24 protein-coding genes and 2 pseudogenes are annotated in these 24,584 nt (G+C 65.9%); 15 read left to right on the top strand and 11 right to left on the bottom strand.

The features are described 5' to 3' along the window. Positions 1 to 3 precede the first annotated feature (3 nt). From GJG85_RS34080 to GJG85_RS34065, 4 genes and pseudogenes are all read left to right on the top strand, one after another. Entirely contained in the window at positions 4 to 1,272 is a 1,269-nt protein-coding gene (locus GJG85_RS34080) for a nitrate/nitrite transporter (RefSeq protein WP_050014166.1), read from the top strand. A 129-nt stretch (positions 1,273 to 1,401) separates the two neighbouring features. Continuing rightward, a complete protein-coding gene (locus tag GJG85_RS34075; protein WP_089490304.1) occupies positions 1,402 to 3,138 on the top strand; it encodes a site-specific integrase in 1,737 nt (578 codons plus the stop codon). 56 nt (positions 3,139 to 3,194) lie between these two features. After that, positions 3,195 to 3,287, top strand: a pseudogene (locus tag GJG85_RS35270) (competence protein TfoX); the annotation flags it as partial. Positions 3,288 to 3,364: 77 nt separating this feature from the next. Further along, positions 3,365 to 4,285: a hypothetical protein gene (locus GJG85_RS34065; RefSeq protein ID WP_124631716.1), complete on the top strand. Its 921-nt coding sequence runs from the start codon at positions 3,365 to 3,367 to the stop codon at positions 4,283 to 4,285. 30 nt (positions 4,286 to 4,315) lie between these two features. Here GJG85_RS34065 and GJG85_RS34060 read toward each other — a convergent pair. Beyond that, positions 4,316 to 4,672: pseudogene (locus tag GJG85_RS34060) on the bottom strand (ABC transporter substrate-binding protein); the annotation flags it as partial. A 519-nt stretch (positions 4,673 to 5,191) separates the two neighbouring features. Between GJG85_RS34060 and GJG85_RS34055 the strand changes: the two are divergent. After that, complete coding sequence (locus GJG85_RS34055; protein ID WP_204384596.1) at positions 5,192 to 6,616, top strand: PLP-dependent aminotransferase family protein; 1,425 nt, start codon at positions 5,192 to 5,194, stop codon at positions 6,614 to 6,616. Positions 6,617 to 7,362: 746 nt separating this feature from the next. On the opposite strand, the gene GJG85_RS34050 is transcribed toward GJG85_RS34055, so the two are convergent. From GJG85_RS34050 to fdhD, 7 genes are all read right to left on the bottom strand, one after another. Beyond that, positions 7,363 to 7,629, bottom strand: a complete 267-nt coding sequence (locus GJG85_RS34050) for a hypothetical protein (RefSeq protein ID WP_124631038.1) — start codon at positions 7,627 to 7,629, stop codon at positions 7,363 to 7,365. A gap of 120 nt (positions 7,630 to 7,749) precedes the next feature. Further along, positions 7,750 to 8,676 (bottom strand): class I SAM-dependent methyltransferase, encoded by a 927-nt coding sequence (locus GJG85_RS34045; protein ID WP_239469016.1) that lies wholly within the window; start codon positions 8,674 to 8,676, stop codon positions 7,750 to 7,752. Between the two features lie 157 nt (positions 8,677 to 8,833). Then, on the bottom strand, positions 8,834 to 9,091 hold the full coding sequence (gene moaD, locus GJG85_RS34040; RefSeq protein ID WP_050014048.1) for a molybdopterin converting factor subunit 1: 258 nt from the start codon (positions 9,089 to 9,091) through the stop codon (positions 8,834 to 8,836). A gap of 51 nt (positions 9,092 to 9,142) precedes the next feature. After that, positions 9,143 to 9,715: a molybdenum cofactor biosynthesis protein MoaE gene (locus GJG85_RS34035; RefSeq protein ID WP_050014047.1), complete on the bottom strand. Its 573-nt coding sequence runs from the start codon at positions 9,713 to 9,715 to the stop codon at positions 9,143 to 9,145. A gap of 47 nt (positions 9,716 to 9,762) precedes the next feature. Beyond that, complete coding sequence (gene moaA, locus GJG85_RS34030) at positions 9,763 to 10,887, bottom strand: GTP 3',8-cyclase MoaA (RefSeq protein ID WP_050014046.1); 1,125 nt, start codon at positions 10,885 to 10,887, stop codon at positions 9,763 to 9,765. A gap of 217 nt (positions 10,888 to 11,104) precedes the next feature. Beyond that, positions 11,105 to 12,319: a molybdopterin molybdotransferase MoeA gene (locus GJG85_RS34025; RefSeq protein ID WP_050014045.1), complete on the bottom strand. Its 1,215-nt coding sequence runs from the start codon at positions 12,317 to 12,319 to the stop codon at positions 11,105 to 11,107. After that, complete coding sequence (fdhD, locus tag GJG85_RS34020) at positions 12,316 to 13,188, bottom strand: formate dehydrogenase accessory sulfurtransferase FdhD (protein WP_204384594.1); 873 nt, start codon at positions 13,186 to 13,188, stop codon at positions 12,316 to 12,318. Before fdhD ends, GJG85_RS34025 begins: the two co-directional genes overlap by 4 nt. A 423-nt stretch (positions 13,189 to 13,611) precedes the next feature. Between fdhD and GJG85_RS34015 the strand changes: the two genes are divergently transcribed. From GJG85_RS34015 to GJG85_RS34000, 4 genes are all read left to right on the top strand, one after another. Beyond that, the gene (locus tag GJG85_RS34015) at positions 13,612 to 15,012 is read left to right on the top strand and encodes a cytochrome ubiquinol oxidase subunit I (RefSeq protein ID WP_050014043.1); all 1,401 of its coding nucleotides are present in this window, start codon (positions 13,612 to 13,614) and stop codon (positions 15,010 to 15,012) included. 2 nt (positions 15,013 to 15,014) lie between these two features. Further along, positions 15,015 to 16,022, top strand: a complete 1,008-nt coding sequence (gene cydB / locus GJG85_RS34010) for a cytochrome d ubiquinol oxidase subunit II (RefSeq protein ID WP_050014042.1) — start codon at positions 15,015 to 15,017, stop codon at positions 16,020 to 16,022. Positions 16,023 to 16,139: 117 nt separating this feature from the next. Next, positions 16,140 to 17,060, top strand: a complete 921-nt coding sequence (locus GJG85_RS34005; protein WP_050014041.1) for a bestrophin family ion channel — start codon at positions 16,140 to 16,142, stop codon at positions 17,058 to 17,060. Positions 17,061 to 17,153: 93 nt separating this feature from the next. Then, complete coding sequence (locus tag GJG85_RS34000) at positions 17,154 to 17,567, top strand: VOC family protein (protein WP_204384591.1); 414 nt, start codon at positions 17,154 to 17,156, stop codon at positions 17,565 to 17,567. Between the two features lie 9 nt (positions 17,568 to 17,576). Here GJG85_RS34000 and trpS read toward each other — a convergent pair whose 3' ends face one another. Both trpS and GJG85_RS33990 read right to left on the bottom strand, forming a co-directional pair. Then, positions 17,577 to 18,590 carry a tryptophan--tRNA ligase gene (gene trpS, locus GJG85_RS33995; protein WP_124655199.1) on the bottom strand — a complete coding sequence of 338 codons (1,014 nt, stop codon included), beginning with the start codon at positions 18,588 to 18,590 and terminating at the stop codon, positions 17,577 to 17,579. Between the two features lie 208 nt (positions 18,591 to 18,798). Continuing rightward, positions 18,799 to 18,954, bottom strand: coding sequence for a hypothetical protein (locus tag GJG85_RS33990; RefSeq protein ID WP_162838121.1), 156 nt, complete (start codon positions 18,952 to 18,954; stop codon positions 18,799 to 18,801). A 392-nt stretch (positions 18,955 to 19,346) separates the two neighbouring features. Between GJG85_RS33990 and GJG85_RS33985 the strand changes: the two genes are divergently transcribed. The 5 genes from GJG85_RS33985 to GJG85_RS33965 all read left to right on the top strand — a co-directional run bounded on the left by GJG85_RS33985 (position 19,347) and on the right by GJG85_RS33965 (position 22,803). After that, positions 19,347 to 20,519 (top strand): tetratricopeptide repeat protein, encoded by a 1,173-nt coding sequence (locus GJG85_RS33985; protein WP_239469015.1) that lies wholly within the window; start codon positions 19,347 to 19,349, stop codon positions 20,517 to 20,519. A 227-nt stretch (positions 20,520 to 20,746) separates the two neighbouring features. Next, positions 20,747 to 21,364, top strand: a complete 618-nt coding sequence (locus GJG85_RS33980; RefSeq protein WP_204384589.1) for a hypothetical protein — start codon at positions 20,747 to 20,749, stop codon at positions 21,362 to 21,364. A gap of 79 nt (positions 21,365 to 21,443) precedes the next feature. Continuing rightward, complete coding sequence (locus tag GJG85_RS33975) at positions 21,444 to 21,776, top strand: RebB family R body protein (RefSeq protein WP_050014037.1); 333 nt, start codon at positions 21,444 to 21,446, stop codon at positions 21,774 to 21,776. A 148-nt stretch (positions 21,777 to 21,924) separates the two neighbouring features. Then, positions 21,925 to 22,299: a RebB family R body protein gene (locus GJG85_RS33970; RefSeq protein WP_089490310.1), complete on the top strand. Its 375-nt coding sequence runs from the start codon at positions 21,925 to 21,927 to the stop codon at positions 22,297 to 22,299. Positions 22,300 to 22,476: 177 nt separating this feature from the next. After that, positions 22,477 to 22,803, top strand: coding sequence for a RebB family R body protein (locus GJG85_RS33965; protein ID WP_050014036.1), 327 nt, complete (start codon positions 22,477 to 22,479; stop codon positions 22,801 to 22,803). Positions 22,804 to 22,884: 81 nt separating this feature from the next. Here GJG85_RS33965 and GJG85_RS33960 read toward each other — a convergent pair whose 3' ends face one another. Beyond that, positions 22,885 to 23,694 carry a Crp/Fnr family transcriptional regulator gene (locus tag GJG85_RS33960; protein ID WP_239469014.1) on the bottom strand — a complete coding sequence of 270 codons (810 nt, stop codon included), beginning with the start codon at positions 23,692 to 23,694 and terminating at the stop codon, positions 22,885 to 22,887. A 272-nt stretch (positions 23,695 to 23,966) separates the two neighbouring features. Here GJG85_RS33960 and GJG85_RS33955 point away from each other — a divergent pair, with 272 nt between their 5' ends. Further along, positions 23,967 to 24,524 (top strand): sigma-70 family RNA polymerase sigma factor, encoded by a 558-nt coding sequence (locus GJG85_RS33955; RefSeq protein WP_050014034.1) that lies wholly within the window; start codon positions 23,967 to 23,969, stop codon positions 24,522 to 24,524. The last annotated feature ends 60 nt before the right edge of the window (positions 24,525 to 24,584 follow it).

Genomic DNA, 24,584 nt, shown 5'->3' with positions numbered 1-24,584 from the left:
CGTATGGCAACTCAACAAGGTAATGCCGGGCGGGTGGTGAACGCACCGGCCGTTCCGCTGCGTGCGTGGTCGGTGCTGGCCGCGAGCACGCTCGCGTTCATGGTGTGTTTCGTCGTGTGGATGATGTTCGGCGTGCTCGGCGTGCAGTTGCGCACCGATCTCGGGCTGAACAGCACGGAGTTCGGGCTGCTCACGTCGACGCCGGTGCTGACCGGCGCGCTGATGCGCTTGCCGCTCGGCACGTGGACCGACCGCTTCGGCGGTCGCATCGTGATGACGGTGCTGCTCGTCGTGTGCGCGGTGCCCGTCTACGTCGTCAGCTACGCGACGCAGCTGTGGCAGTTCCTGCTGATCGGGCTGTTCCTCGGCTGCGTCGGCGCGTCGTTCGCGGTCGGCACGCCGTATGTCGCGCGGTTTTTCCCGCCGCAGCGACGCGGGCTCGCGATGGGCGTGTTCGGCGCGGGCACGTGCGGCGCGGCCGTCAACCTGTTCGTCACGCCGCTGCTGCTCGACGCGTATGGCTGGCGTTTCGTGCCGCGCATCTATGCGGTCGCGCTGCTCGTCACCGCGCTGATCTTCTGGTTCGCGTCGGCGCCCGATCCAGGGGCGGGCAAGCGCGGCGGATCGATGCTCGATTCGTTCAAGGTGCTGCGCGACCCGCGCGTGTGGCGGCTCTGCCAGTACTATTCGATCACGTTCGGCGGCTTCACCGCGCTGTCGCTGTGGATTCCGCAGTACCTGAAGAGCGAATACGGGATGTCGCTGGTGATGGCGTCCGCGTTCGCGGCCGGCTTCTCGCTGCCGGGCTCCGTGCTGCGCGCGCTCGGCGGCGCGCTGTCCGACCGCTTCGGCGCGCACGCGGTCACGTGGTGGGGGCTGTGGGTCGCGTGGATCGCGCTGTTCCTGCTGTCGTACCCGGCGACCGATTTCGTGATTCACACGATCGACGGAACCGCGACGCTGAACGTCGCGATGCCGGTGGCCGGCTTCGTCGCGCTGACCTTCGTGCTCGGCGCGGTGTTCGCGCTCGGGATGGCGTCGACCTTCAAGTACGTCGCCGACGATTTCGCGGACAACATGGGCGTCGTGACTGGCATCGTCGGGCTCGCGGGCGGGCTCGGCGGCTTCCTGCTGCCGATCCTGTTCGGCATGCTGCTCGACCTGCTGCGCGTGCGCACGACGTGCTTCATGTTCCTGTACGGAATCGTGTGGGTGTCGCTGATCCTCATTTACCTGTCGGAAGTGCGGCGCACACCCGTCGTCACGGGCTGACCTCCTTTCGATCGATCCGATGCGCCGGTGCGATGCCCGAGGGAGCCCGGGTCGCGCCAGCGCATCGTCCCGTTCGGAAGGGCGCGCGCGACGTATCCGGCCGCGCGCGCTTCTGTCAAACTGGCGCCCATGAAACCGCGCCTCGCTTCATCGCATTCCGCCGATTCCGCGCCTGCGCCCGCAGGCTTTCCCGACGCCGACGAACTGGCCGCGCTGCGCGCGTGGTACGCGGGCATGACCGTGCGTCAGGCCGTCGAACGCTACCTGCCCGACCGGCTCGGCGCGGGGCGCTCGGCGCGCGGCGTGATCGGCGCGATCCGCCGTCGCCTCGTGCGCGTCGCGCGGCAGGTTGGCCGCCCCGATCTCGCGGAACGGCTCGGCCATGCGGACGGTGAGCGTTTGCGGGAGGCGAAAGCGGCCACCGACGCGATCGCCCAACTGCGCCATGCACGCGCGCCGGCACCGCAGATCAGCGACGACGTCGGCCTGTGGCTGCCGGCGCGCGCGGTCGTGGCACTGCGTGCGCACGGGATCGCGACGCTCGCCGACCTGACGGTGCGGATTCCGCGCCGGCGCCAGTGGTGGCGGGCGATCGCGGGCCTCGGCATGGCCAGTGCGCGGCGCATCGACGCGTTCTTCGCCGCGCATCCGGACCTGACCGAACGGGCGCGCGCGCTGATCGCCGCGACGCCGCGCGGCAGCATCGTGCCGTGGGAACACCTGAAGCTGCCGCACGAAGTCGACGGCTCGGCCGGCACGTTCCGCGCGCCGCGCGCGACCAGCACGCTCGACGCGGACAACGATTACGCGGCCGTGCACGCGTGGCTGTCGCTGCACGAATCGGCCGCGACGCGGCGCGCGTACCGGAAGGAGGCCGAGCGGCTGATCCTGTGGGCGATCGTCGAGCGCGGCCGCGCGCTGTCGTCGCTGACGACCGAGGACGCGCTCGCGTATCGCGCGTTCATCCGGCGGCCGACGCCGCACGAGCGCTGGGTCGGGCCCGTGCGGCCGCGCGGCGTGCCCGACTGGCGGCCGTTCTCGGGCGCGCTGTCCGCGCGCTCGGCGGCGTACACGCTGTCGGTGCTCGGTGCGCTGTTCCGCTGGCTGATCGAGCAGCGCTACCTGCTCGCGAATCCGTTCGCGGGCGTGAAGGTGCGCGACACGCGCGGCGCGACCGCGCTCGATACGTCGCACGCGTTCACCGAAGGCGAGTGGCTGCTGGTCCGCACGATCGCCGACGGGCTCGAGTTCGGCCAGCGCGCGGGCGACGGTGCGCCGCAGTCGGGCTGGACGCCGGCCGCCGCGCAACGGCTGCGTTTCATTCTCGATTTCGGCTATGCGACCGGGCTGCGCGCGAGCGAACTGGTCGGCGCGACGCTCGGCGACATCGAGACGGACGCGCACGGCGACGCGTGGCTGAAGGTGATCGGCAAGGGCAGCAAGGCCGCGCGCGTCGCGCTGCCGCCGCTCGCGCGCACGGCGCTCGACCGCTATCTGGTCGCGCGCCGGTTGCCGGTCACGCCGGCGCGCTGGCGGCCCGATACGCCGCTGATTCCGAGCCTCGCGGAAGACGACGCGGCCGCCATCACGAGCGTGCGGCTGTGGAAGGTGATGCAGCGTTTCTTCGCGCAGACGGCCGTTGCGGTCGAAGCCGACCACCCGGTGCTCGCGCACAAGCTGCGCCAGGCGAGCCCGCACTGGATGCGCCATACGCACGCGACGCACGCGCTGGCGCGCGGCGCGGAGCTGACGACGGTGCGCGACAACCTGCGGCATGCGTCGATCTCGACGACGTCGATCTATCTGCATGGCGACGACGTGAAGCGGGCGCGGCAGATGTCGAGCGCGTTCGGCATCGACAAATGAGTGGAACGGCGCGGCATCGGCGCCGGTCAGACGATGTTTCGATCCCGGGGGGTCGTATGGCGTCGAGCCAGCGCACGGTCGATTTCATCGTCGAGCAGATCGCGGCGGCCGGTACGGTATCGGCCCGCAAGATGTTCGGCGAATACGGCGCCGCGCCACGCCGCGCGGCGGCCAGGCGTATTCTGTGACACATGCACGCGACCATCGTGCGCCAGGGAGTACCAACATGGAGACATCCGCATTGACGCGCGGCACGCGCCCGGCGCGCCGCGCATGGCATGTGCTCGTCGTGAGCCTGTGTGTCGGCTGGAGCGCGCTGTCGTTCGGCGCGGAAGGCGCGAGCGGCGCGGCCGCGCTGCTCGACCGCTACCGCAGCCTCGGGCCCCAGCTGAAGGACAACGCGTTTCACCGGCCCGTGGTGCTCGAATCGTCGGAAGCATCGTCGTCGCTGAAGGGCGACATCTATGCGGTCGTCGATTATCCGTTCGCGGCCGTGAACGGCCAGCTCAACGATCCCGCGCAAGGCCCCGCGAACTGGTGCGCGGTGCTGATCCTGCACCTGAACACCAAGTACTGTCATGCGTCGAGCGGCGGCAACGGCCCGGTGCTCGACGTGAACCTCGGCCGCAAGATCGAGCAAAAGCTGTCGGACACCTATCGCGTGCAGTTCCGCTATCGCGTGGCGGCCGCGACGCCCGATTATTTCCAGGTCGACCTGACCGCCGACAGCGGCCCGATGGGCACGAAGGATTACCGGATCGCGCTCGAGGCCGTGCCGGTCGGCGCGGCGCGCACGTTCCTGCATCTCACGTATTCGTATGGTTTCGGCACGGTCGGCCGGATGGCGATGAAAACCTACCTCGCGACGGTCGGCAGCGACAAGGTCGGGTTCACGACCGTCGGCGCCGCGTCGGCCGGGCAGCCGCAGTACGTCGGCGGCGTGCGCGGGCTGCTGGAGCGCAACACGATGCGCTACTACCTTGCGATCGACACGTATCTCGCGACGCTCGACAAGCCGATCGACCAGCGCCTCGCGCGCTGGTTCGACGCGACCGAGCAGTATCCGCAGCAACTGCACGAAGTGGAGCGGGGCGCGTATCTGCAGATGAAAGCGCAGGAGGTGCAGCGGCAGCAGGCGGCGCGATGACGTCGCCTGCCGCCTGCTGCTCGGTGTCGATCAGTTCGACGCGCCGCCGACCGTGCGAATGCTGTGCCACTGCCCCTGTTCGACGCGGAACAGCGTGTAGGGCGGCTTGATCAGGTCGCCGCGCTCGTCGAACGAGATCTTGCCGGTCACGCCGGTGACCGACACGCCGGGCAGGCTCGCGACGATCTTGCCGCGATCGGGCGAGTCGGCCTTGCGAACCGCCGCGATCATCGCGAGCGCCGCGTCGTACGCGAACGGCGCATACAGCTCGACGTCCTGGTTGAAGCGCGCCTTGTAGTGCTTGTCGCGCTGCGCGAACGCGACGGCCGACGGCAGCTTGTCGAGCGCGGGGCCGGGCTCCAGATCCTGCGTGCCTTCGCCCGCGTGTCGACCGCGCGGAACTCGGGCTCGGCGTGCGCATCAATCTGGCACGTGCGGCTACGCGCGGCTACGTGTTCGATCGTGGACCGCATCGTGTGGCTCTCCCAACGAAAGCCCTGCAGTAGTGCCCCCCAATTGCCTCGCCGGTACGGCGGCGTCCAGGCCGATCCGGCCGCCTCGTGCCGGCCAACCGACCGTCCGGCCATTTCATAAGACGTACAGTTTTCCCGTGATGCGCGATTCCGGCGGAACTGTACTCTTGTTCGCGCGTTCGATGTGTGTACCCGCCGCAAACTGTTCTTCTCTTAAGATCAAACCATCAAGTGCACAGTGCCGCAGATCCAGTTGATCCGGAACCCTGGCGGCGCATCTTCAAGAGAGAGCCAGCGCGATGGAAAAGGCAAAACCGGAGGGGAAGATCAGGAATCACGACGGCCCGGTCGGCGGGCGAAACACGAGCAACACGCGCGTATCGGACGCACACGGCGGGGCGGCGCGGCCGCGCGCGTCGGCGGGAGACGCACGATGAAACTCTATGAAAAACTCGCGGACGATATCGAGCGCCTGATCCGCCAGGGCGTGTACCGGCATGGCGACCGGATTCCGTCGGTGCGGCAGGCGAGCCAGCAGCACCGGATCAGCATCACGACGGTGCTGCATGCGTATCTGCTGCTGGAAAGCCGCGGGTTGCTCGAAAGCCGGCCGCAGTCGGGCTATTTCGTGAACCTGCGGCGCGACGACGGGCACGCGCCGGTGCGCGAACTGCGGCCGTCGAAGCCGATCGCGATCTCGTCGTCGGTCGACGTGAGCCGGCTCGTGCTGTCGACGCTGCGCTCGATCGGCACGGACGACGCGGTGCCGCTCGGCTCGCCGTATCCGGACCCGAGCCTGTTCCCGTTCGAGAAACTGAACCGCTACGCGTATGCGGCCGGCCGCGACAAGTCGCTGTGGGGCGTGACCGACGGGCTGCCGCCCGGCCATCCGCGACTGATCCGGCAGATCGCGCGCCGCTACCTGGAGAACGGGATGTCGGTGGACCCGAACGAGATCATCGTGACGGTCGGCGCGACGGAGGCGATCAACCTGTGCCTGCAGGCGGTCGCGAAACCGGGCGACACGATCGCGGTGGAATCGCCGACGTTCTACGCGATGCTGCACGCGATCGAGCGGATGGGGATGAAGGCGATCGAGGTGGCCACGCATCCGGAATACGGGATCGACATCGCGGCGCTGGCCGCGATCGCGAAGTCGCAGCCGATCGCCGCGTGCATGGTGATGCCGAACTTCCAGAATCCGCTGGGTTTCCAGATGCCGGACGAGCGCAAGCGCGAACTGGTTGAGTTCGCAACGAAGGCCGGCATGCCGATCATCGAGAACGGCGTATACAACGAACTGTATTTCGGCGATACGCATCCGAGTTCATTGAAATCCTACGACCGGACCGGGATCGTGCTGCATTGCTCGTCGTTCTCGAAGAGCCTGACGGCCGCGTACCGGATCGGCTGGGCGCTGCCGGGCCGCTACCGCGATCAGGTCGAGAAGCTGAAGTTCCTGAATACGCTCGCGACGCCGTCGTTGCCGCAACTGGCGATCGCGGAGTTTCTCGAGCGCGACGGCTACGAGCATCACCTGCGGCGAATTCGCAAGGCGTATGCGCAGCAGGCGAACCTGATGCGCGCGATGGTGTCGCGGTTCTTTCCGGAAGGCACGCGCATGTCGAGCCCGGCGGGCGGGTACGTGCTGTGGGTCGAGTTGCCGGCGCAGGTCGATGCGATGCGGTTGTACCAGCTTGCGCTGGAGCAGGGGATCACGATCGGGCCCGGCTACATGTTCTCGATCACGGACAACTACCGGAACTTCATCCGGTTGAACTACAGCAGCCCGTGGTCGCCGGAGATCGAGCAGGCGGTGATCACGGTCGGGAAGCTGGCCGCGGCGTGCATGCGGTGAAGGGGCGCGGGCGGTACGTTGTGTTTCGATGACAAAGCCGGCCTCGTGCCGGCTTTGTTTTGGTTCCTCATGGTTTTCCGTGGACGTCGCTGGCCGACCCTGAGCGGTCAGCGGGATGTCCCCAAAGCGGTCGTTCGGTGGCGCACAATCGTACCGCCCTAGGACCGCAGCGGACCTTGTCGCCAACGTCCAAGTTTTATTAGACGGGGTACGAAAACGTCGAGATCTGAATAAACGGCTCGAGTTGCAATCGAAATCCGTAAGGCGGCGTATGTGTCTGGTCGTATCGCCCTCCGAATACCTTGGCAGCACAGAATTCGATATATGTCCGCTCATCGTCTCGCATGACACGCGCACCTGGACAATCCAACAAGTTGAGCCGAACAAGCGGCTCTGCACCCCTTGCATTGCCAAGCAAAATCTCAACGTCGCAATTGAGTGGCCATATAGTTAGACTCAAGAAAACGGAGCCTCTCGAAACGAGATACCGGTAGGAGATCCCATACTCTTCCTCGACTGGAGAGACTTCAAGTGCTTCAAGAAAATCCAACGGCTCCCACGAGAATGTCGGCATAGAGCTTCCTGTTGTATTGCAGCCGGGCGCCTGGGGTGGGCTCAGCGCTAGCGCATCTGGTCTTCATTTGGATTTCGCTCAGTTTGGTCGATGTCGTCGATCTAGGCTGCAGCGTCGAGCGACCGCTTTTGGATGCGGATTCAACCTCGGCAACTCGATATCGACACTCACATCAAAATACTTCGAACGAACACCAGGCGGGCACAAACTGCTCAAAGACAAAAAAGTCGTCGATGTATGTTAGCCCAAGCCGTTCCAATGACTTCGTGCACTCATCGGCCGCATCGCCGCCGAAGAACGGGCCAAGCGACAAGAGGCTATCGGATTCGTCAAAATATTCCCGAAAATTGAATTCGACCATGACCGTCGATAGGTCGACATTCTTGGCTGCTAGCGCAGCCCGCCGGACAACGATTCCGAAATCTCTCGAAACTTTCATCGATATTGACCAAACGTAAGCGGGTACTGCCGATTGTCGGCGATCTAGTCCGTATGGTCGAGTGTCTGAAACTGGCCGACAGCGGAATCATGCGTTTTGTATCGCTGGACGAGCGAGCATCTAGGCAGCAGTGGCCTGAACAAGACGCAGGCCCCATCCAGTTTGCAACGTACCGTCTTCGCTTTGCATGGGCGCGAACGCCGACAACAGTTCACTTTTGAACTGTACGCGCGCCGCTTCCGACATCCGGTCGGCGTCGTAGGTGTCCAGCATTTTCAACCACAGCTGCTCGGGTGTAGGTGCCCAGTCGATTTCGATGTCTTCAAAAGCCACATCAACAAAATCGGGCTTTAATAGTTCTTGCCACCCCGCTTCACTGCGTGTGCGCGCATCACCGAGCCGCAACTCTGTGAGCTGATCCTTCGCGATTGGCTTGAAGATGTCCAAAAATACTTCGCCGACCTTGCCAGTCAAAAAGCTCCGCCCGACGATAGCGGAAAAGCTGCCGCCGTCACGCAATACCCGGCGAATCTCTCGAACAACTTGTTCGATATCGTCCATCAACATGAGAGCCATGTGCGACAGCACGTAGTCTACCGAGCCGCTACCGAGCGACACTTCTTGTGCACGCTCGTTAAGCAATCGTATTTCGTGCGGCAATATTCGCCGAGCCAGGCTCAACTCGCCATCGCTCATGTCTATGCCAATTAGCTTCGTTGCTGCATGCCCCCTGTCGTTCAGAATTTGCAGCAATGGCCCATCACCACATGCCAGATCGAGCACAGTCCGCGACATCGCGTCATTCGGTACACGATTCGCCAGTGCGTGATAGGAGGAGGGGTATGCTGCCTGCGCAGATCGTGCAGGTCGATTACCGTAGGCTCGACGCGTTGCTCCTGCCCGGCGGCAGTGAAAATCTTTCAAATATATTTCTGCGTACGAGGTCATTCTCGCGCCATTCGATTGTTCGCTAATTGGGAGCACTCGTGACTCTAGAGCCTGAACCCCAAGCGGATTGTCGACGAACCAGACCACGATGTCGAACATCTCAAAATGACCGGCAGCCGATGTTCCTCCCCGACTCTCGCCGGGAATCCGTGAAGAACCTTTGTTTTTCCACGCCGGCGCCGATGACCGCGTTCGCGCTCGATCCATCGAGCGCGGCGAAACGACTGCATGCAAGCGCGCAACCCCGCGCGTCGCGTCATCCCCCCGTCACCGGCGGAAAGAACGCGACCTCGCTATCCTCCCGCACGACGAAGTCCCCGGTCACCATTTCGAGGTTCACGGCCGCCCGCACGGGGCGGTCCATCCGCAGCGCGTCCGCGCTGCGCGCGTCGCGGGCGGCCAGCGTGCCGCGTAGCGCGTCGACGGTGAGTTCGCGGGCATCGATCTCGACGGCTTCTTCATCGATTGCCAGTTGTTCGCGAATGCTTGCGAAGTATTTGATCGTCAGTTTCATTGGATTGTCTTCAAAAGGAACAGCGGAATCGGAGACACGAAGCGAACGCAATCACCCCCAGCGTCGCATCGCCTGGTCGTCGTGCGCCTTTGCCTCGACCCACCCGGATTCCCCGTCGTGCCGAATCTCCTTCTTCCAGAACGGCGCATGGGTCTTCAGGAAATCCATCAGGAATTCGCACGCATCGAACGCGGACGCGCGATGCGCGGCGGCCACCACGACCAGGACGACCGGCTGGCCGAGCGGAATGCGGCCGACGCGGTGCACGATCCTGACCGCTTCGAGCCGCCAGCGCGCGCTCGCTTCCTCGACGATGCTCCACAGCGCCTGTTCGGTCATCGTCGGGTAATGCTCGACTTCCAGTGCGACGACGTCGTCGACATCGCCTTCCTTGCGCACCACCCCAAGAAAATTCACGACCGCACCGACATTCGGATTGCGAACGATCGGTGCAAGCTCCGCGCCCGCGTCGATCGGCGCATGCTGCACGCGTACTTCGAAGCCGGCGGCAATCGCGGGCGCCGATTCGGGCTGAGTGCCGGCCGCATCGACGGGCGGCGCGGGGTTGCCGGCATGCAGCGGATCGTCCGGCAGCCCGGCGCGGGATTCGGTGAAAGTCGTCATGACAGGTTCTCCAGTAGGCGGCGCATCCGGTGTCGCGCGGCGGCCCTTCAGCCGCCGACGAGCGACATGCGCACGGTCGGATAGGTCTTGCCCGGCGCGCGGGCCGGCCGTGCGGCCCGGCGCTCGGAATAGCGGTCGTCGCGCCGCGTCCAGCGTTCGCGCACGGCGGTGGCGAGGTCGGCGATCGACGCCGCATCGTCGAGCCACGGCCGCAGGTCGGCACCCTGCGTCGCGAACAGGCACGTATAAAGCTGGCCGTCGGCCGACACGCGGGCGCGCGAGCACGTGCCGCAGAACGGATGCGACACGCTCGCGATGAAGCCGACTTCGCCTGCTCCATCGATGTGCGCGCAACGAATCGCGGTGGCGTCGTGCCCCGGCTCGCCGACGAGCACGAGCGGATAGTGCGCGTCGATCAGTTCGCGCATCCGCGCGGCCGGCACGACCTTGTCGCCGGACCAGAAGCTGGCGCCGCCGACGTCCATGTATTCGATGAAACGCACGGCCACGCCCGTGTGCCGGAAGTGCCGCACGAGCGGCAGGATCTGGTCGTCGTTCACGCCGCGCTCGATCACCGCGTTGACCTTGACCGGCGCGAGCCCGGCCGCGTGCGCGGCCTCGATGCCGGCCAGCACGCGCGACACCGGCACGTCGGCGTCGCTCATCCGGCGGAACACAGTGTCGTCGACCGCATCGAGGCTCACGGTCACGCGCGACAGCCCCGCGTCGCGCAGCGTGCGCGCCTTCGCGGCGAGCAGCGAGCCGTTGGTCGTCAGCGCGATTTCGACGGGTTTGCCGTCGACGGTCGTCAGCGCGGCGAGCCGTTCGATCAGCGCTTCGAGGTGGCGGCGCAGCAGCGGCTCGCCGCCCGTGATGCGGATCTTCTCGACGCCGAGCGATGTGAACGCGCGGGCGATCTTTTCCAGTTGCGCGAACGACAAGCGCTCGGACGACGGCATGAACGCGTAGTCGGCGCCGAAGCTTTCGCGCGGCATGCAGTAGCCGCAGCGGAAATTGCACTGGTCGATGACGGACAGGCGCAGGTCGCGCAGCGGACGGCCGAGCGTGTCGGACGGGCGGAGGAAAGCACCGGGCGATGCGTCGCCGGATGAAACGGCGGCGGCCGGCGCGGCGGAAACGATGGCATTCACGATCGGGTCGTCGGCCTGCATGTAGTAAGCGGAGGGGCGTCGCCGCTCGGCCGTGCGTGTGCCGACGTATCGGCGCACAGGTCGTGACGAGCCTCATCGTGAGCATAGTCCGCCGGGTTGGGCCGGCAGAGACACAATCGCGCCCGAATCGCAGGAATACAGTTCGCCGCCCGGGGCGCGCGACAGGCGCGGCGAGTGAGGCGAACGCGCCGTATCGGGTGGAGAGTCGACTTCACGCTCATGCGAGCCAGCGCGCGAATTCGTAGTACGGAACCGCGTCGCCGCGCGCGATGGTGCGCCCGGCCGGCAGCCGCGCGAGCCCGCTTGTCTGCACCAGCGACTGCAGCGTGCCGGCGCCTTGCTGACGCAGCGCATCGAGCACGGGCGCACCGTTTGCGTCCACCGTACAGCGCACGCGCACGAAGCGCTCGCGCTGCGCATCCGGCTCGAAGCCGGTGTCGATCGGCAGCGACGGCACGACCGGCACGCACGCGTCGCGACCCTGCAGGCGGCGGATCAGCGGCGCGACGAACAGTGCGAACGTCGTCATCGCGGCGCCCGGATTGCCGGGCAGCAGCACGACGGGCCGCGTATCGAGCCGTGCGAGCGCGACCGGCTTGCCGGGCTTCATGCGCACGCCGGCGACGACGAACGACGCGCCGAGCGCGGCCAGCGTGGGGCGCAGCAGGTCCTTGTCGCCGACCGACGCGCCGCCGACGCAGATCACGAGGTTGCACTGCGCGTGCAGGTCGCGCAGCGCCCGATCGACGGCGGCCGCCGTATCGGCCGCGTGCACGCTCATCGCGACGTCGGCGCCGGTTCCCACGACCAGCGCGGCGAGCATCGGCGCATTGCTGTTGTAGATCTGCTGCGGCGCGCGCGGCTCGCCGCACGCGACCAACTCGTCGCCGGTCGTCAGGATGCCGACGCGCAACGCCGCGCGCACGTCGATCCGCGCGAACCCCTGCGCGGCGGCCACGCCGACGTGCATCGCGCCCATTCGCACGCCGGCCGGCACGAGCAGCTCGCCGGCACGCACTTCCTCGCCGCGGCGGCGAATGTGCGACCCGCTGCGCTGGGGCACGTCGAACGTGACACCGCCGTCCTGTTCGTGCGCATGCTCCTGCATCACGACGGTGTCGGCGCCGGGCGGAATCAGGCTGCCGGTGAAGAGGCGCGCAGCCGTGCGCGGCGCGAGCGGCGCCGGCGTATCGCCTGCATAGCAGCGCTGTGCGACACGCAGCGGCTCGCCGTGCGCGAGGTCCGCATGACGCACGGCGTAGCCGTCCATCGCGCTATGGTCGGCGGGCGGCTGGTCGAGCACGGCCGTCAGCGGCGCGGCCAGCACGTGGCCGGCCGCTTGCGCGATCGGCACGGAGGTGGCGGCCTCGAGCGGCGCGAACGCGGCGGCGAATCGTTGCTGCGCGGTATCGAAATCGGACAGGTGCGTCATGACGAGTGGGCCGGATGCGCCGTTGCGGGCGCGGGTGGGTCGAGGTGAACGGCGGCGGGCGACACGTATTCGACGAAGCCGTCGTTGCGGCAGAAACCGAGCAGCCGCACGCCGGCTTCGCGGGCGACGTCGATCGCGAGCGCCGTCGGCGCCGAGATCGTCGCGATCATCGGGATGCCGACCCGCGCGGCCTTGCGCACCAGTTCGTAGCTCGCGCGGCTCGACAGGAACACGAAACCCGCGTGCAGGTCGGCGCGGCGGCGCGCGCGCTGCCCGATCAGCTTGTCGAGTGCGTTGTGGCGGCCGACGTCCTCGCACACGTCGAGCACGGCGCCGTTGTTATCGCACCACGCGGCCGCATGGATGCCGCCGGTCTCGCGCATCAGCGTCTGCCGCGCCGGCAACGCACGCGCGGCGCGCGCGATCGCGTCGCCGCCGATGCCCGCGGCCGTGCCGGCGGCCGCGATCCGTGGCGGGTGCAGGTCGAGCTGCGCGATGCTTTCGATGCCGCACACGCCGCAGCCGGTGCGGCCGGCCAGCGCGCGGCGGTGGGCCTTCAGCGCCATGAACGCCTGCTGCGACACGGTCAGCCGCACTTCGGCGCTGCCGGACCGGCACTCGCTTTCGATGTCGAAGACGTCCGACGCGCGCTCGACGATGCCTTCGCTCAGCGCGAAGCCGAGGCCGAACGCGTCGAGGTCGATCGGCGTCGCCATCATGACCGTGTGCGAGATGCCGTTGAACACGAGCGCAACCGGGGTTTCGTCGACGACGCGATCGACGGTGTCGAGCGCGTCGCCGGCGCGATGGCGCGTCACCCGACACGCGGTGCTGCCGGTCGGATCGTCGCGGCGGATGCAGGACTCCATGCAGGTTTCTCCAGGGCGGGGCGGCCGGCGGGCCGGCCGGGCCCGGCGTGTGCGCCGAACCACGGGAATCGACGCCGCCGGGCGGGCGGCGAAGGGCGCGCGACCGCCGCGGGCAGGCGTTGGACAACATGTTAAGTGGAGTGAACAGTGCGCCCGGGATACAGCGCCGCCACACGAAAAGCAGTACAGCTGAGCGTCCCGTCGGCATGGTAACTATTTTCCGTGCACACATCTTCGGCGGTGCAAGCAGCACAGTTTCAGCGCACGTTCGATTGATTGCGAGTATCGTTGCAAACGCGATATCGTCGTTCACGCTTCGATGCCGTGCGAGCCGCCGTTCGGGTTCGCATGTGTCGTCGCCAAGCCGTCGCGCGATTTCCTGCTTCGAGCGTACGTCCTCACAACCACGAGCAAATTACGGTCATGGAAATCTTCGATGCGTTCCATCTCGCCCGATTGCAATTCGCATTCACGGTGTCGTTCCACATCGTGTTCCCCGCGATCAGCATCGGCATGGCGAGCTTCCTGGCGGTGCTGGAATGGCGCTACCTCGTCACCGGCGACGCCGCCTACAAGTCCATGTTTCAGTTCTGGTCGAAGATCTTCGCGATCGGCTTCGGGATGGGCGTGGTCTCCGGCGTCGTGATGGCGTACGAGTTCGGCACCAACTGGTCCGGGTTCTCGCGCGTCGCGGGCAACATCACCGGGCCGCTGCTCACGTACGAAGTGCTGACGGCGTTCTTCCTCGAAGCCGGCTTCCTCGGCGTGATGCTGTTCGGCTGGCAGCGCGTGAGCCCACGTGCGCACTTCTTCGCGACGCTGATGGTCGCGGTCGGCACGCTGATCTCGACGTTCTGGATTCTCGCGTCGAACAGTTTCATGCAGACGCCGCAAGGCTACAAGATCGAGAACGGCCTCATCGTGCCGGTCGACTGGTTCAAGATCATCTTCAACCCGTCGTTTCCGTATCGTCTCGCGCACATGACGATCGCGGCGTTCATCGTCGCGGGCTTCATCGTCGCCGCCTGCGGTGCGTGGCACCTGCTGAAGGGGCGCCGCGACGAGCCGGTGAAGCGCAGCTTCTCGATGGCGCTGTGGATGCTGCTGGTGCTCGCGCCGATCCAGATCTTCGTCGGCGATGCGCACGGGCTGAACACGCGCGAATACCAGCCGGCGAAGATCGCGGCGATCGAGGGGCTGTGGGAAACGGAGAAGGGCGGCACCGCGCTGAACCTCGTCGGGCTGCCCGACATGCAGGCCGAAACCACCCGCTATGCGATCCAGGTGCCGCACCTCGGCAGCCTGATCCTCACGCACAGCTGGGACGGCGAGATCCGCGGGCTGAAGGAATTCGCGCCGCAGGACCGCCCGTATTCGCCGATCATCTTCTGGACTTTCCGGATCATGGCCGGCCTCGGGATGCTGATGCTGCTGACCGCGCTGCTCGGGCTGCTGCTGAGAAAGGGCGGACGCCTGTACGAGACGCGCTGGTTCCAGTGGTTCGTGGTCGCGATGGGCCCGTCGGGCATCGTCGCGCTGCTGGCCGGCTGGATCACGACCGAGGTCGGGCGGCAGCCGTGGACCGTGTACGGCGTGCTGCGCACCGTCGATTCGGTCGCGCCGCTCACCGCGCAACAGGTCGGCGTGTCGCTGCTGATCTTCGTGGTCGTGTATTTCCTCGTATTCGGAACGGGTATCTACTACATGATGAAACTGATGAAGCGCGGGCCGGCTGCGCAGGCCGGCTACATCGAGCTGCACCGGCATCCGGGGCTGCGCAAGAGCGCGCTGTCCACGCCGCTGAACGTGACTGAGGCGGAGTAATCATGCATATCGATCTTCCTGTCGTGTGGGCCGCGATCATCGGCCTCGGCGTATTCATCTACGTGATGCTGGACGGCTTCGATCTCGGCATCGGGCTGCTGTTTCCGTTCTTCGATGCGAAGGCCGAGCGCCAGGTGATGCTCGACACCGTCGCGCCGGTGTGGGACGGCAACGAGACGTTCCTCGTGCTCGGCGGCGCGGGCCTCTATGGCGCGTTCCCGGTCGTGTATTCGACGCTGCTGCCGGCGAACTACCTGCCGCTGGTGCTGATGCTGGTCGGGCTGATCTTCCGCGGCGCGGCGTTCGAGCTGCGCGCGAAAGCGACCCGCACGCAGCACATGTGGGACCTCGCGTTCATCGGCGGCTCGGCGCTCGCCGCGTTCTGCCAGGGGATCGTGCTCGGTTCGCTGCTGCAGGGCATCAAGATCGAGAACAACCAGTTCGCGGGCGGGCCGTTCGACTGGCTGTCGCCGTTCAGCATGATGTGCGGGATCGGCGTGCTCGTCACCTATGCGACGCTCGGTTGCGGCTGGCTGATCCTGAAGGTCGACGGCGAACTGCAGCGCAAGATGCGGTTGCTGATGAAGCCGCTCACGGGCGTGCTGCTCGCGGTGATGGGCGTGGTCAGTCTGTGGACCGTGATCGGGCTGCCGGCCGTCGCGCACCGCTGGTTCGGCAGCGGCAACCTCGGCTGGTTCCTGCCGGTGCCGATCCTCGTCGTCGCATGCGTATGGGGCATCTTCTACGCGGTGAAGCGTGCGCACGAGGCCACGCCGTTCCTGCTGACGCTCGCGCTCGTGTTCCTCGGCTACACGGGGCTCGTGATCAGCATCTGGCCGAACATCGTGCCGCCGTCGCTGTCGATCTGGGATGCGTCGTCGAGCCATTCGAGCCAGTTGTTCGCGCTCGTCGGCACCGTGATCGTGCTGCCGATCATCCTCGTGTACAACGCGATGCAGTACCGCGTGTTCCGCGGCAAGGTGCGCGAGGGCGACATCGGCTATCACTGAGCGGCACGGCACTCGATGCGAAAGCGGCCCGCCACGCGCGGGCCGTTGCACATCAGGTGCGGGCGCAACGGGTTGCGTATTCCGGTTCCCTATTCCTTTGCCAGTCGAGAAAACATCATGATCGTCCGACCACGACAGAACTGGCTCCGGATGCTGTTCGTATGGAACGGCTCCGTGCTGCAGTCGATCATTCCGCAGCTCGTGTTCATGGCGATCGTCAGCACGCTGGCGGTCTTCACGAACGGCCGAATCTTCGGCGAGAAGATTCCGCTGAACACCGCGCCGTTCACGCTGTTCGGGCTCGCGCTCGCGATCTTCCTCGGGTTTCGCAACAACGCGAGCTTCGAGCGCTTCAAGGAGGCGCGGCATCTGTGGGGCAACCTGCTGATCGCCGCACGCGCCGTGACGTCGCAACTGCATCGCTACCTGCCCGACAACGTGAGCGACGCCGAGCGCAACCGGCTCGCCGATCTGCTGATCGCGCTCGCGTATGCGCTGAAGCATCAACTGCGCCATACCGATCCGAGCGCGGACCTGCAGCGCATTCTCGGCGCGGAGCGCACGGCCGCGCTCGGCGGCAAATGCTACAAGCCGGTCGCGATCCTCGACGAACTGCGCGGCGGCATCGTGCGTGCGCTGGGGCGCGCACCAGGCAGCGACGCGACCTGCTGGATGTTCGAGACGCAACTCGACGCACTCGGCAAGTCGGTCGGCGGTTGCGAGCGCATCCAGTCGACGCCGATCCCGTTTTCGTACAGCGTACTGCTCCATCGCACCGTGTATGCGTATTGCGTGCTGCTGCCGTTCGGGCTCGTCGATTCGACGGAGTTCTTCACGCCGCTGATCTGCGTGTTCATTTCCTACACGCTGATCGCGCTCGAGGCGATCGCGAACGAAGTGGCCGAGCCGTTCGGCCTTGCGCCGAATGCGCTCGCGCTCGATGCGATCACGCGCACGATCGAGCGATCGGTGCTCGAACTCGGCGATCGGCCGATGCCCGAGGAATTCGTGCCGGCGTCGACGTATCAGATCACGTAGGCGGCGGGGTCGGTAGTGTAGTCGTCGGTAAGGTTGCTCGGCCCGAGCGGGGGCGGTTGTGTAGACTCGTGCTCGTTCAATGGAGCCCACACCATGCAACTGCTTGATCATGTGTCGATCGGCGTGCCGGATATCGACCAGGCACGCCCTTTCTACGATGCCGTCATGGCTGCGCTGGGCGCAGCCAAGATCTATGACCGGCCCAATGCGCTCGGCTATGGCGAACGTTGCAGCGCGAATGACCCGGAGTCGACCTTCTTGGCGGTGTATCTGGATCCCGCCGAAGTCGGCGCGAGCAAGCGGCACTGGTGTTTCAAGGCCGCTTCCCGCGAGCAGGTGCATGCGTTTTTCGAGGCAGGGCTTGCGACGGGCGGCCAGTCCGACGGTGAACCCGGATTGCGGCCGCAGTACCACGGCGACTACTACGCGGCTTTTCTGATCGATCCGGCCGGCAACCGGATCGAGGCCGTGTGTCACGCGGCGGCCGCGGAGCGGGAGCGGTCGTGACGGCGCCGCTCAATCGAAATACGTCAGCCCCATCGCCCCCTTCACCTCCGCGAGCGTCGCCCCCGCCACTTCCCGCGCATGCAGCGTGCCGCGCTTCAGGATCGCCATCACTTCGGCCTTGTCCGCTTCGAACTCGCGGCGGCGCGTGCGGATCGGCTCGATCAGCGCCTGCAGCCGCTCGTTCAGCACGCGCTTGACGACGCTGTCGCCGAGGCCGCCGCGGCGATAGTGGGCCTTCAACTCGTCGACCTTCGCCACGTCCGGTTCGAACGCATCGAGGAACGTGAACACGACGTTGCCTTCGACCTGGCCGGGGTCGCTCACGCGCAGGTGGTTCGGGTCCGTATACATGTCCTTCACGGCCTGCGCGATCTCGTCCGGCGTCGAGCCGAGCGTGATCGCGTTGCCGAGCGACTTGCTCATCTTCGCCTTGCCGTCGATGCCCGGCAGCCGCGTGACCGACGACAGCACGGCCTCGCATTCGACCAGCACCGGCTTATCGACGGTCGCGTTGAAGCGGCGCACGAGTTCGTTGGTCTGCTCGATCATCGGCAACTGATCGTCGCCGACCGGCACGTGCGTCGCCTTGAACGCGGTGATGTCGGCCGCCTGGCTCACCGGGTAGGTCAGGAAGCCGGCCGGGATGTCGCGCTCGAAGCCGCGCAGGCGAATTTCTTCCTTGATGGTCGGATTGCGTTCGAGGCGCGCGACCGTGACGAGGTTGAGCAGGTATTGCGACAGCTCGGCGAGTTCGGGCACCTGCGACTGCACGACGATCGTCGAGATCGCCGGATCGATGCCGACGGCGAGATAGTCGAGCGCGACCTCGATCACGTTCTCGGTGACGCGCTGGCGGCGGCCCATGTTGTCGGTCAGCGCCTGCGTATCGGCGAGCAGCAGGAATTGCGTCGCGTCGTGCTGCATCTGCACGCGCGCGCGCAGCGAGCCGATGTAGTGGCCGAGATGCAGCGGGCCGGTCGTGCGGTCGCCAGTGAGGATGGTCGGGCGGGTGGGGTGCGTCATGGTCGTCGTTGCTCCGGGTTATCGAAGCCGCCAGCCATGATGTCATCGCAGAAACGCAAATGCCGCCATCGCTGGCGGCATCACGTTTGGGACATGCAAAAGGAAACGGGCCGCCTGGGTCAGGCGCGCCACCAGCAATGCACGATCGGCGAGGCGGGTTTCGTTTCCATCGCGGCAGTATAGCGTAGTGCGCGGGCGGACGTGCGCGTCAGCGGATCACCGACTCCATCGCGAGGTACGCGGTTTCGGCGGACGGCCACAACAGATACAGCAGGCCGGCCATCAGCAGTAACGCACCGGCGCGTACGAGCGGCGTGCGGTCCTTGTCGCGAGGGGGATGGGTGGGCTGCTTCGATTTCTTCATGCTTGCAGGCGCGGGTGCGCCACTCCAACGGTTACTGCAACGGGTCGCGCGAGGCGAGCCGGGGTGTTGCGGGAATGGGTCAACGAGACTTCCCGTGGGCAGGGTGTCCGGAACCTCAAAAAGGGTTCGATCGTATATTCTGAAACGCACGTCTCGTGCGAAGCGATGCGCATGCTACCAGTTCGGGGCGGTATGCATGGTCAAGGATTGTAGGGCAATGGTCGGAATGGATGGCGTCGCGTCCATTCTACGGGCCGAGGCCCGGGTGCTTCCCGGCTGGGTGCGAATGCCGGTGGCCAATGAAAGCGCTCGGAAAAACCGGAGGGATATTCCGGTCTCGCGTGCTCACACCATAATAAGCGCGCGACAATGTGTTCCCTTTTCTTACGTGGGTGTTCGACATCGTGCGAAATCAATTACGTTCAACTGCTGCCAGCCGCATTGGCTTCACGCAATTGGTTTCTGTTTTCCTGATCTTCACGGGTACAGCCTGTTCGAAGGGCGACACGCTTCCCCGGAATATGTCGCTGACTGCCTTCAATCCGCATCGCGGGGCATTTGAGTGCAGGCATGAAGCTGCCGTGGTTCCGCCTGTCGATCCGGACGCCGATCGCTGGAATCAGCAGGCCATGGCGCTGACCAGTTCGCTGTTGTGGCCGAACCAGCGCGATTACAAGGGCGCGGTCGATTTGTGGACGAAAGCGGCCGAGCGCAAGCACTGGAAGGCCATGCTGAATCTGGCGAATGCGTACGCGCAGGGGCAGGGCGTGGAGCGTGATTCGGAACATGCGATTCAGATCACCGAACAGGCGATGAAGCTGGGTATTCCGGCCGCCTACGATCTGATGGGCACGTATCACATGGACGGAATGGGCGTGAAGCAGGATGCCAGCCGCGCGTACGCATTCTGGCAACTGGCCGCCGATATGGGCAGCCCGAGTTCGATGGCGTATCTGGGCGGCAAGATGGATGCGCTCTATGACGACCCGAAGGCGGGCTTCTGGGGCAACCGCAAGATCGCCCTGCGGATGCTTGAATGTGCGGTCGCGCAAGGCAACGGACTTGCTGCATATGAATTGGGAACGACGATCGTGGGCGATCGAGCCGAATTGAGCGAGAACAACGAACGCGCGCTCAAGACGCTGCATGAAGGCGTGAAATTCGGCAATGCCCAAAGTGCGGCCTATCTGTTCGGTGCGTTCGACGATGGCGATCCCGTGGTCGGCAATGTGAAGGATCGGGCCCGTGCCGAGCGCTACAGTGTCCTGGCCGATCGCCTCGACCGAGACCCCGACCTGCGTCTGCCGAATCTGGACAAGGTCGTGCCGCTGCCGCCTGCCAAGCTGCCCAAGTGGGACGGGAACAAGGAGACGTTGATCGACGCGGCGAAAGCGGTCACATCCGTGCCGGTGTCGCCGGTCAAACCCGCGTCGCATCCCGTATCGCTGCGTACGGACCGCGCATACGTGCCCGATGGCCCTATGCTGCCGGAGAGGCCGCAGGTCGCCGTTCCTCCGCATGCGCAAACGACGGCCGCGCCTGTCGGTGGTTATCCGCTCACCTGACACCCACCGCCCGCACGCGGCCTCGCCCCACTTCACAGACCCGTCACACGGTTCGTCCTTGCAGCAGTCCTGCCGAATTTCCGGCAAGGCCGTCGCACATCCCTTTCCCGGAGAACCCCATGCGATATCCGTTGCAGCACGCCGACCAAGCCGCCGTGGCGCGGCGTCCATCCAACCCCGAACCGCACGTACCCGTGTCGCGCGTGAACCTCGAGGAGGTGTGAGCCATGAGCAACGAAGCACTCGACCCGCTGCTGCGGCAGCTCGCGGAGAAGCGACTCGGACGGCCTCTCGAGCCCGCCGACGAACAGGCGCTGCTGGAGCGGCTGTCGGGCCGGCAAGGAAACGCGTCGGCGCCCGCTGCCGGCCCGGCCACGCAGGCGCGCACCGCGAACGCGCCCTTGCCGCAGTTCAAAACCCGGCAAGAGGCGCGCCGACAGATCAAGCATTTTCTGCAGCTCAACCAGCAAAAGGCGTACGAGAAGATGCGCGGCATCCTGCAGACGATCGACACGCAGAACGAGACGACGCTCGGCATGCTGGCGTCGGAGCAACGGAAAGTATCGGGCGTACTCGACGCGCACGAGCCGGCCGGCGACGCGCAGGCATCCGGCGCAGCCGGAATCCAGGACAGCACCCGCGAGGCGATGACGATGATCGGCGAACAACTGACGGGCCTGATCCGCCAGGAAATCGAAACATGCTTCCGGCAATACGGCGATGCGCTCGCCGTCAGGCTCGACGCGATGGAGGACCGGTTGCGCAGCATCGTCGCCGGCCCGGTCGAACCCACCGAACCCACCGCTGCCGTTCACGATACGCGCGGCCCAGCGTCCATGGAGTAGCACGCGGGTCATTCGGCCGACAGCGAAACCGGCCGGCCCCGTGTGCGACCTCTCAACTACGTGAACCAAGGAGCAACAAATGGCTGAAACGTGTCAAGTGTGCCAGGTCAATCCCGCGATTACCGATGCGGTCACACAGGTCAACGTCAAGGTGGTCGCGGAAGCGCCGGCAATGGCGATGGGCTCGCTGTACCAGGCCCAGAGCCATTCGCTCAGCATCCTGTTCGAGAACGCGGTGCAGCAGCAGTCGCAGGCCGCGATCCAGTCGCAAACGTCGACGAACGTGGGGACGATGCAGCTCTACACGATCGGGCCGGAAAGCGCGGGCGCGGCCGCCACGGAAATCGGCGCGAACGGGATCATTTCCATTCTGGCCGACGTGATCGCGATCGGGAAGGCAGTCAAGGGCTGACGCACGATCGCAACGCCGTGGTTGAGCGGCGGCGCAAGCGGTGCGAGCCGCCGATGCCGCCGCCGTGCCGCGCGGTGTTCCGGAGCAATCGACAGAACGGGCAGCGCCGATTCGATGCGGCGCCCGTTCGCAAATCAGGAGAAATACGATGCCTATCGGTGTAGACGACCCGAAAGACGAGAAGGACCCGAAAGACCCCTGCAACTGCACGACATGCGCGGTCAACGCCGCGATCACCGACGCGGTCACGCAGACCAACGTCAAGGTGGTCGGCGAAGCGCCTGCGATGGCAACGGGCTCGCTGTACCAGGCCCAGAGCCATTCGCTGAGCGTGTTGTTCGAGAACGCGGTGCAGCAGCAGTCGCAGGCCGCGGTGCAACTGCCGACCTCGACGAACGTTGGCACGATGCAGCTGTACACGCTCGGGCCGGCGAGCGCCGGCGCGTCCGCGACGGAAATCGGCTCGAACGGCGTGCTGTCCGTGCTGGCCGACGTGCTCGCGCTCGGCAAGGCGCTGGCCTGACGCGTCACTGGCGCGGACGCCGGGCGGTGGCTCCCATCGGGCGCTGCCGCCCGGCGTCGGACGCCGTGTCGACCTGCCCGCGCAAGCGGGCCCCGGTGCCGCGTATCGGCGCCGACCGACCTATTCATGCTTTCGCCGTGACAGCGCCGCAGCGGCGAGCCAACCAGGAGCAACGACATGCCGGAACAGGTTTCTCCCGCGATGACCGACGCGGTCACGCAAGCCAACGTCAAGGTGGTGGGCGAAGCGCCCGCCGTGGCCTTGGGCACGCTCATGCAGTCGAACAGTCATGCGTCCGCGATCCTGCTGCACAACGCCGTGCAGATGCAGGCGAACCAGGCGATGTCCAACCTTGCCGCGACGACCGTCGGCGTCATGCAGCTCTATGCCGGGTCGCCGGCGGCAGCGGCGGCTGGCGCGGCGCGCTCGGCGAACGACAGCGTTGCGTCGCAACTGGCCGCGGTCGCGCAGTTGATGAACGCCATCGGCCACTGGCGCGGCTGACCTGCGCGACGCGCGGCCCCCACCCGCGCAGGCGGCTTTCGTCCGCCGACGGCACCGCCCGGCTCACGGGCGTGCCGGCCTTCAATTGGCGTCGACGATCGTCCGGAGCTGCTCCGGTTTCTCGATCGTCACACCATGCTCGTGCAGCCGGATCAGGCCGTCGCGCTGCATCTTCTGCAGGCTGCTGTTCAGTCGCGGCCGGCTGACGTTGAGCATCGCCGCGAGGATGCTCTGGTTCTCCGGCAGCGGCACCTCGAGACCGTCCCCTTGCATGCGGTTCAGCAGATGGCGCGCGAGCCGGGCTTCGACGCGGTACAGGCATGCCGATTCGACGAAATCGCTCAACTGCTGGATATGCCGGCACAGCTGCTCATGGATGCGTCCCATGAATTCCGCGTTCGCCAGCAGCGGCGTGAAGTACTGGCGATGCAACACCGAAATGCGGCAGTCGGGGCTCAACTGGGCGGTGAAGTTGCGCCGGTGTGCGCGAATCAGCGTGTTTTCGCCGATGAGTTCGCCGGGCATCGAGTGGCCGAGAATGATCTCGCGCCCGCCGGGTTCGTGCAGCGTCTTGTAGACGCGGCCGCGATGCACGAACGCGACGAAATCCCCCGGATCGCCCTTGAAGAACAACAGGCGATTGCCGTGTTCGGGCCAGGGCGTGGCATGCCGCTCGATATGGACGATCAGACTTTCCGGGAGACCGGCGAGTATCGGTATGTTGCGCAACGTTGGAGCGTGGGCAAGGGCAGGCATGTTTTCCGCGCGAGGTTGTTTGACGATGCGGCCACCTAGCGAAAAACGCTGCCTTCGGCATGGCGTGAAGAATGCATAACGAAAATATCGGGATAATCGGCGGGCCGTCCCGATATGACGGCACGTCGGCGACAACGGCGCATGGCTGCGCGACGTGGACTGCCTTGTGCCGGCTCGCGAACGCTGCGCGACGGCAGTCGTTTTCTTTCATCGCAATGCCGTAATTCAGGCCGGGCGACGCACCTGAAACGACGGATCGGAGTATGCCGGGGGATTAATGTTTCTGTTCACAATAATCAAGAAAATTTACCGGTTCCGATTATCGTTATAGCGGTGTTACGCGGGTAACAGCGCCATTCCCGGGATCGAATCGATTCTGTGTTTTCCAAAGAAAAGGAAGACACGGGATGACAACCTCGAACCAGCACGCTGCCGCCGCGCCCGAGTCTCCGGCGCAGCAGCTCGATCGCACGTGGCGCGAAATGCAGGGGAAATTGCGGCGCCGCGCGCGCCTGTTGTGCAAGGGCGATATTCACCGCGCCGACGAATTGCTGTCCGACACCGCCCTCAAGGTCCACATTTACCTGCAGCGTTCGCCCGGGCGCGTTCAGAACCTGGCCGGGTTTCTCTTCCTGGTCCTGAACCACGCGTTCCTCGATGGCGCGCGTCGCCGCCTGCGCGAAAGCGGCATGCTCGAATTCGACCCGGCGTGGGACGACGATCACGCCGTCGAGCTGGCCGGCCACGCGCCGTCGGTCGAGCAGCAACTGCTGCTGCGGCAACAGCTGCTGCGTCTCGAACAGGCGCTGTCGGTGCTCTCGCCGCAGCAGCAGATGCTGTTCACGCTGAAGTTCGAGGAGGACCGGCCGTATTTCCACATCGCCGCGACGCTCGGGATCAACGAGCCGCTGGCCAGAAAGCGCGTCGAGCTGCTGCGCAAGAAGTTGCGCGAGGAACTCGCGTGAGCGCGTTCACGAATGCCGGCACGCAGCGTTCCTAACGGCATGCGCGGGGTCGATGGCCTG

Source organism: Burkholderia sp. MS389, from assembly GCF_016899425.1.
Taxonomy (GTDB): Bacteria; Pseudomonadota; Gammaproteobacteria; order Burkholderiales; family Burkholderiaceae; genus Burkholderia; species Burkholderia sola.
Note: the sequence above shows the minus strand (reverse complement) of the source record. Positions and strands in the feature narration are given on the sequence as shown.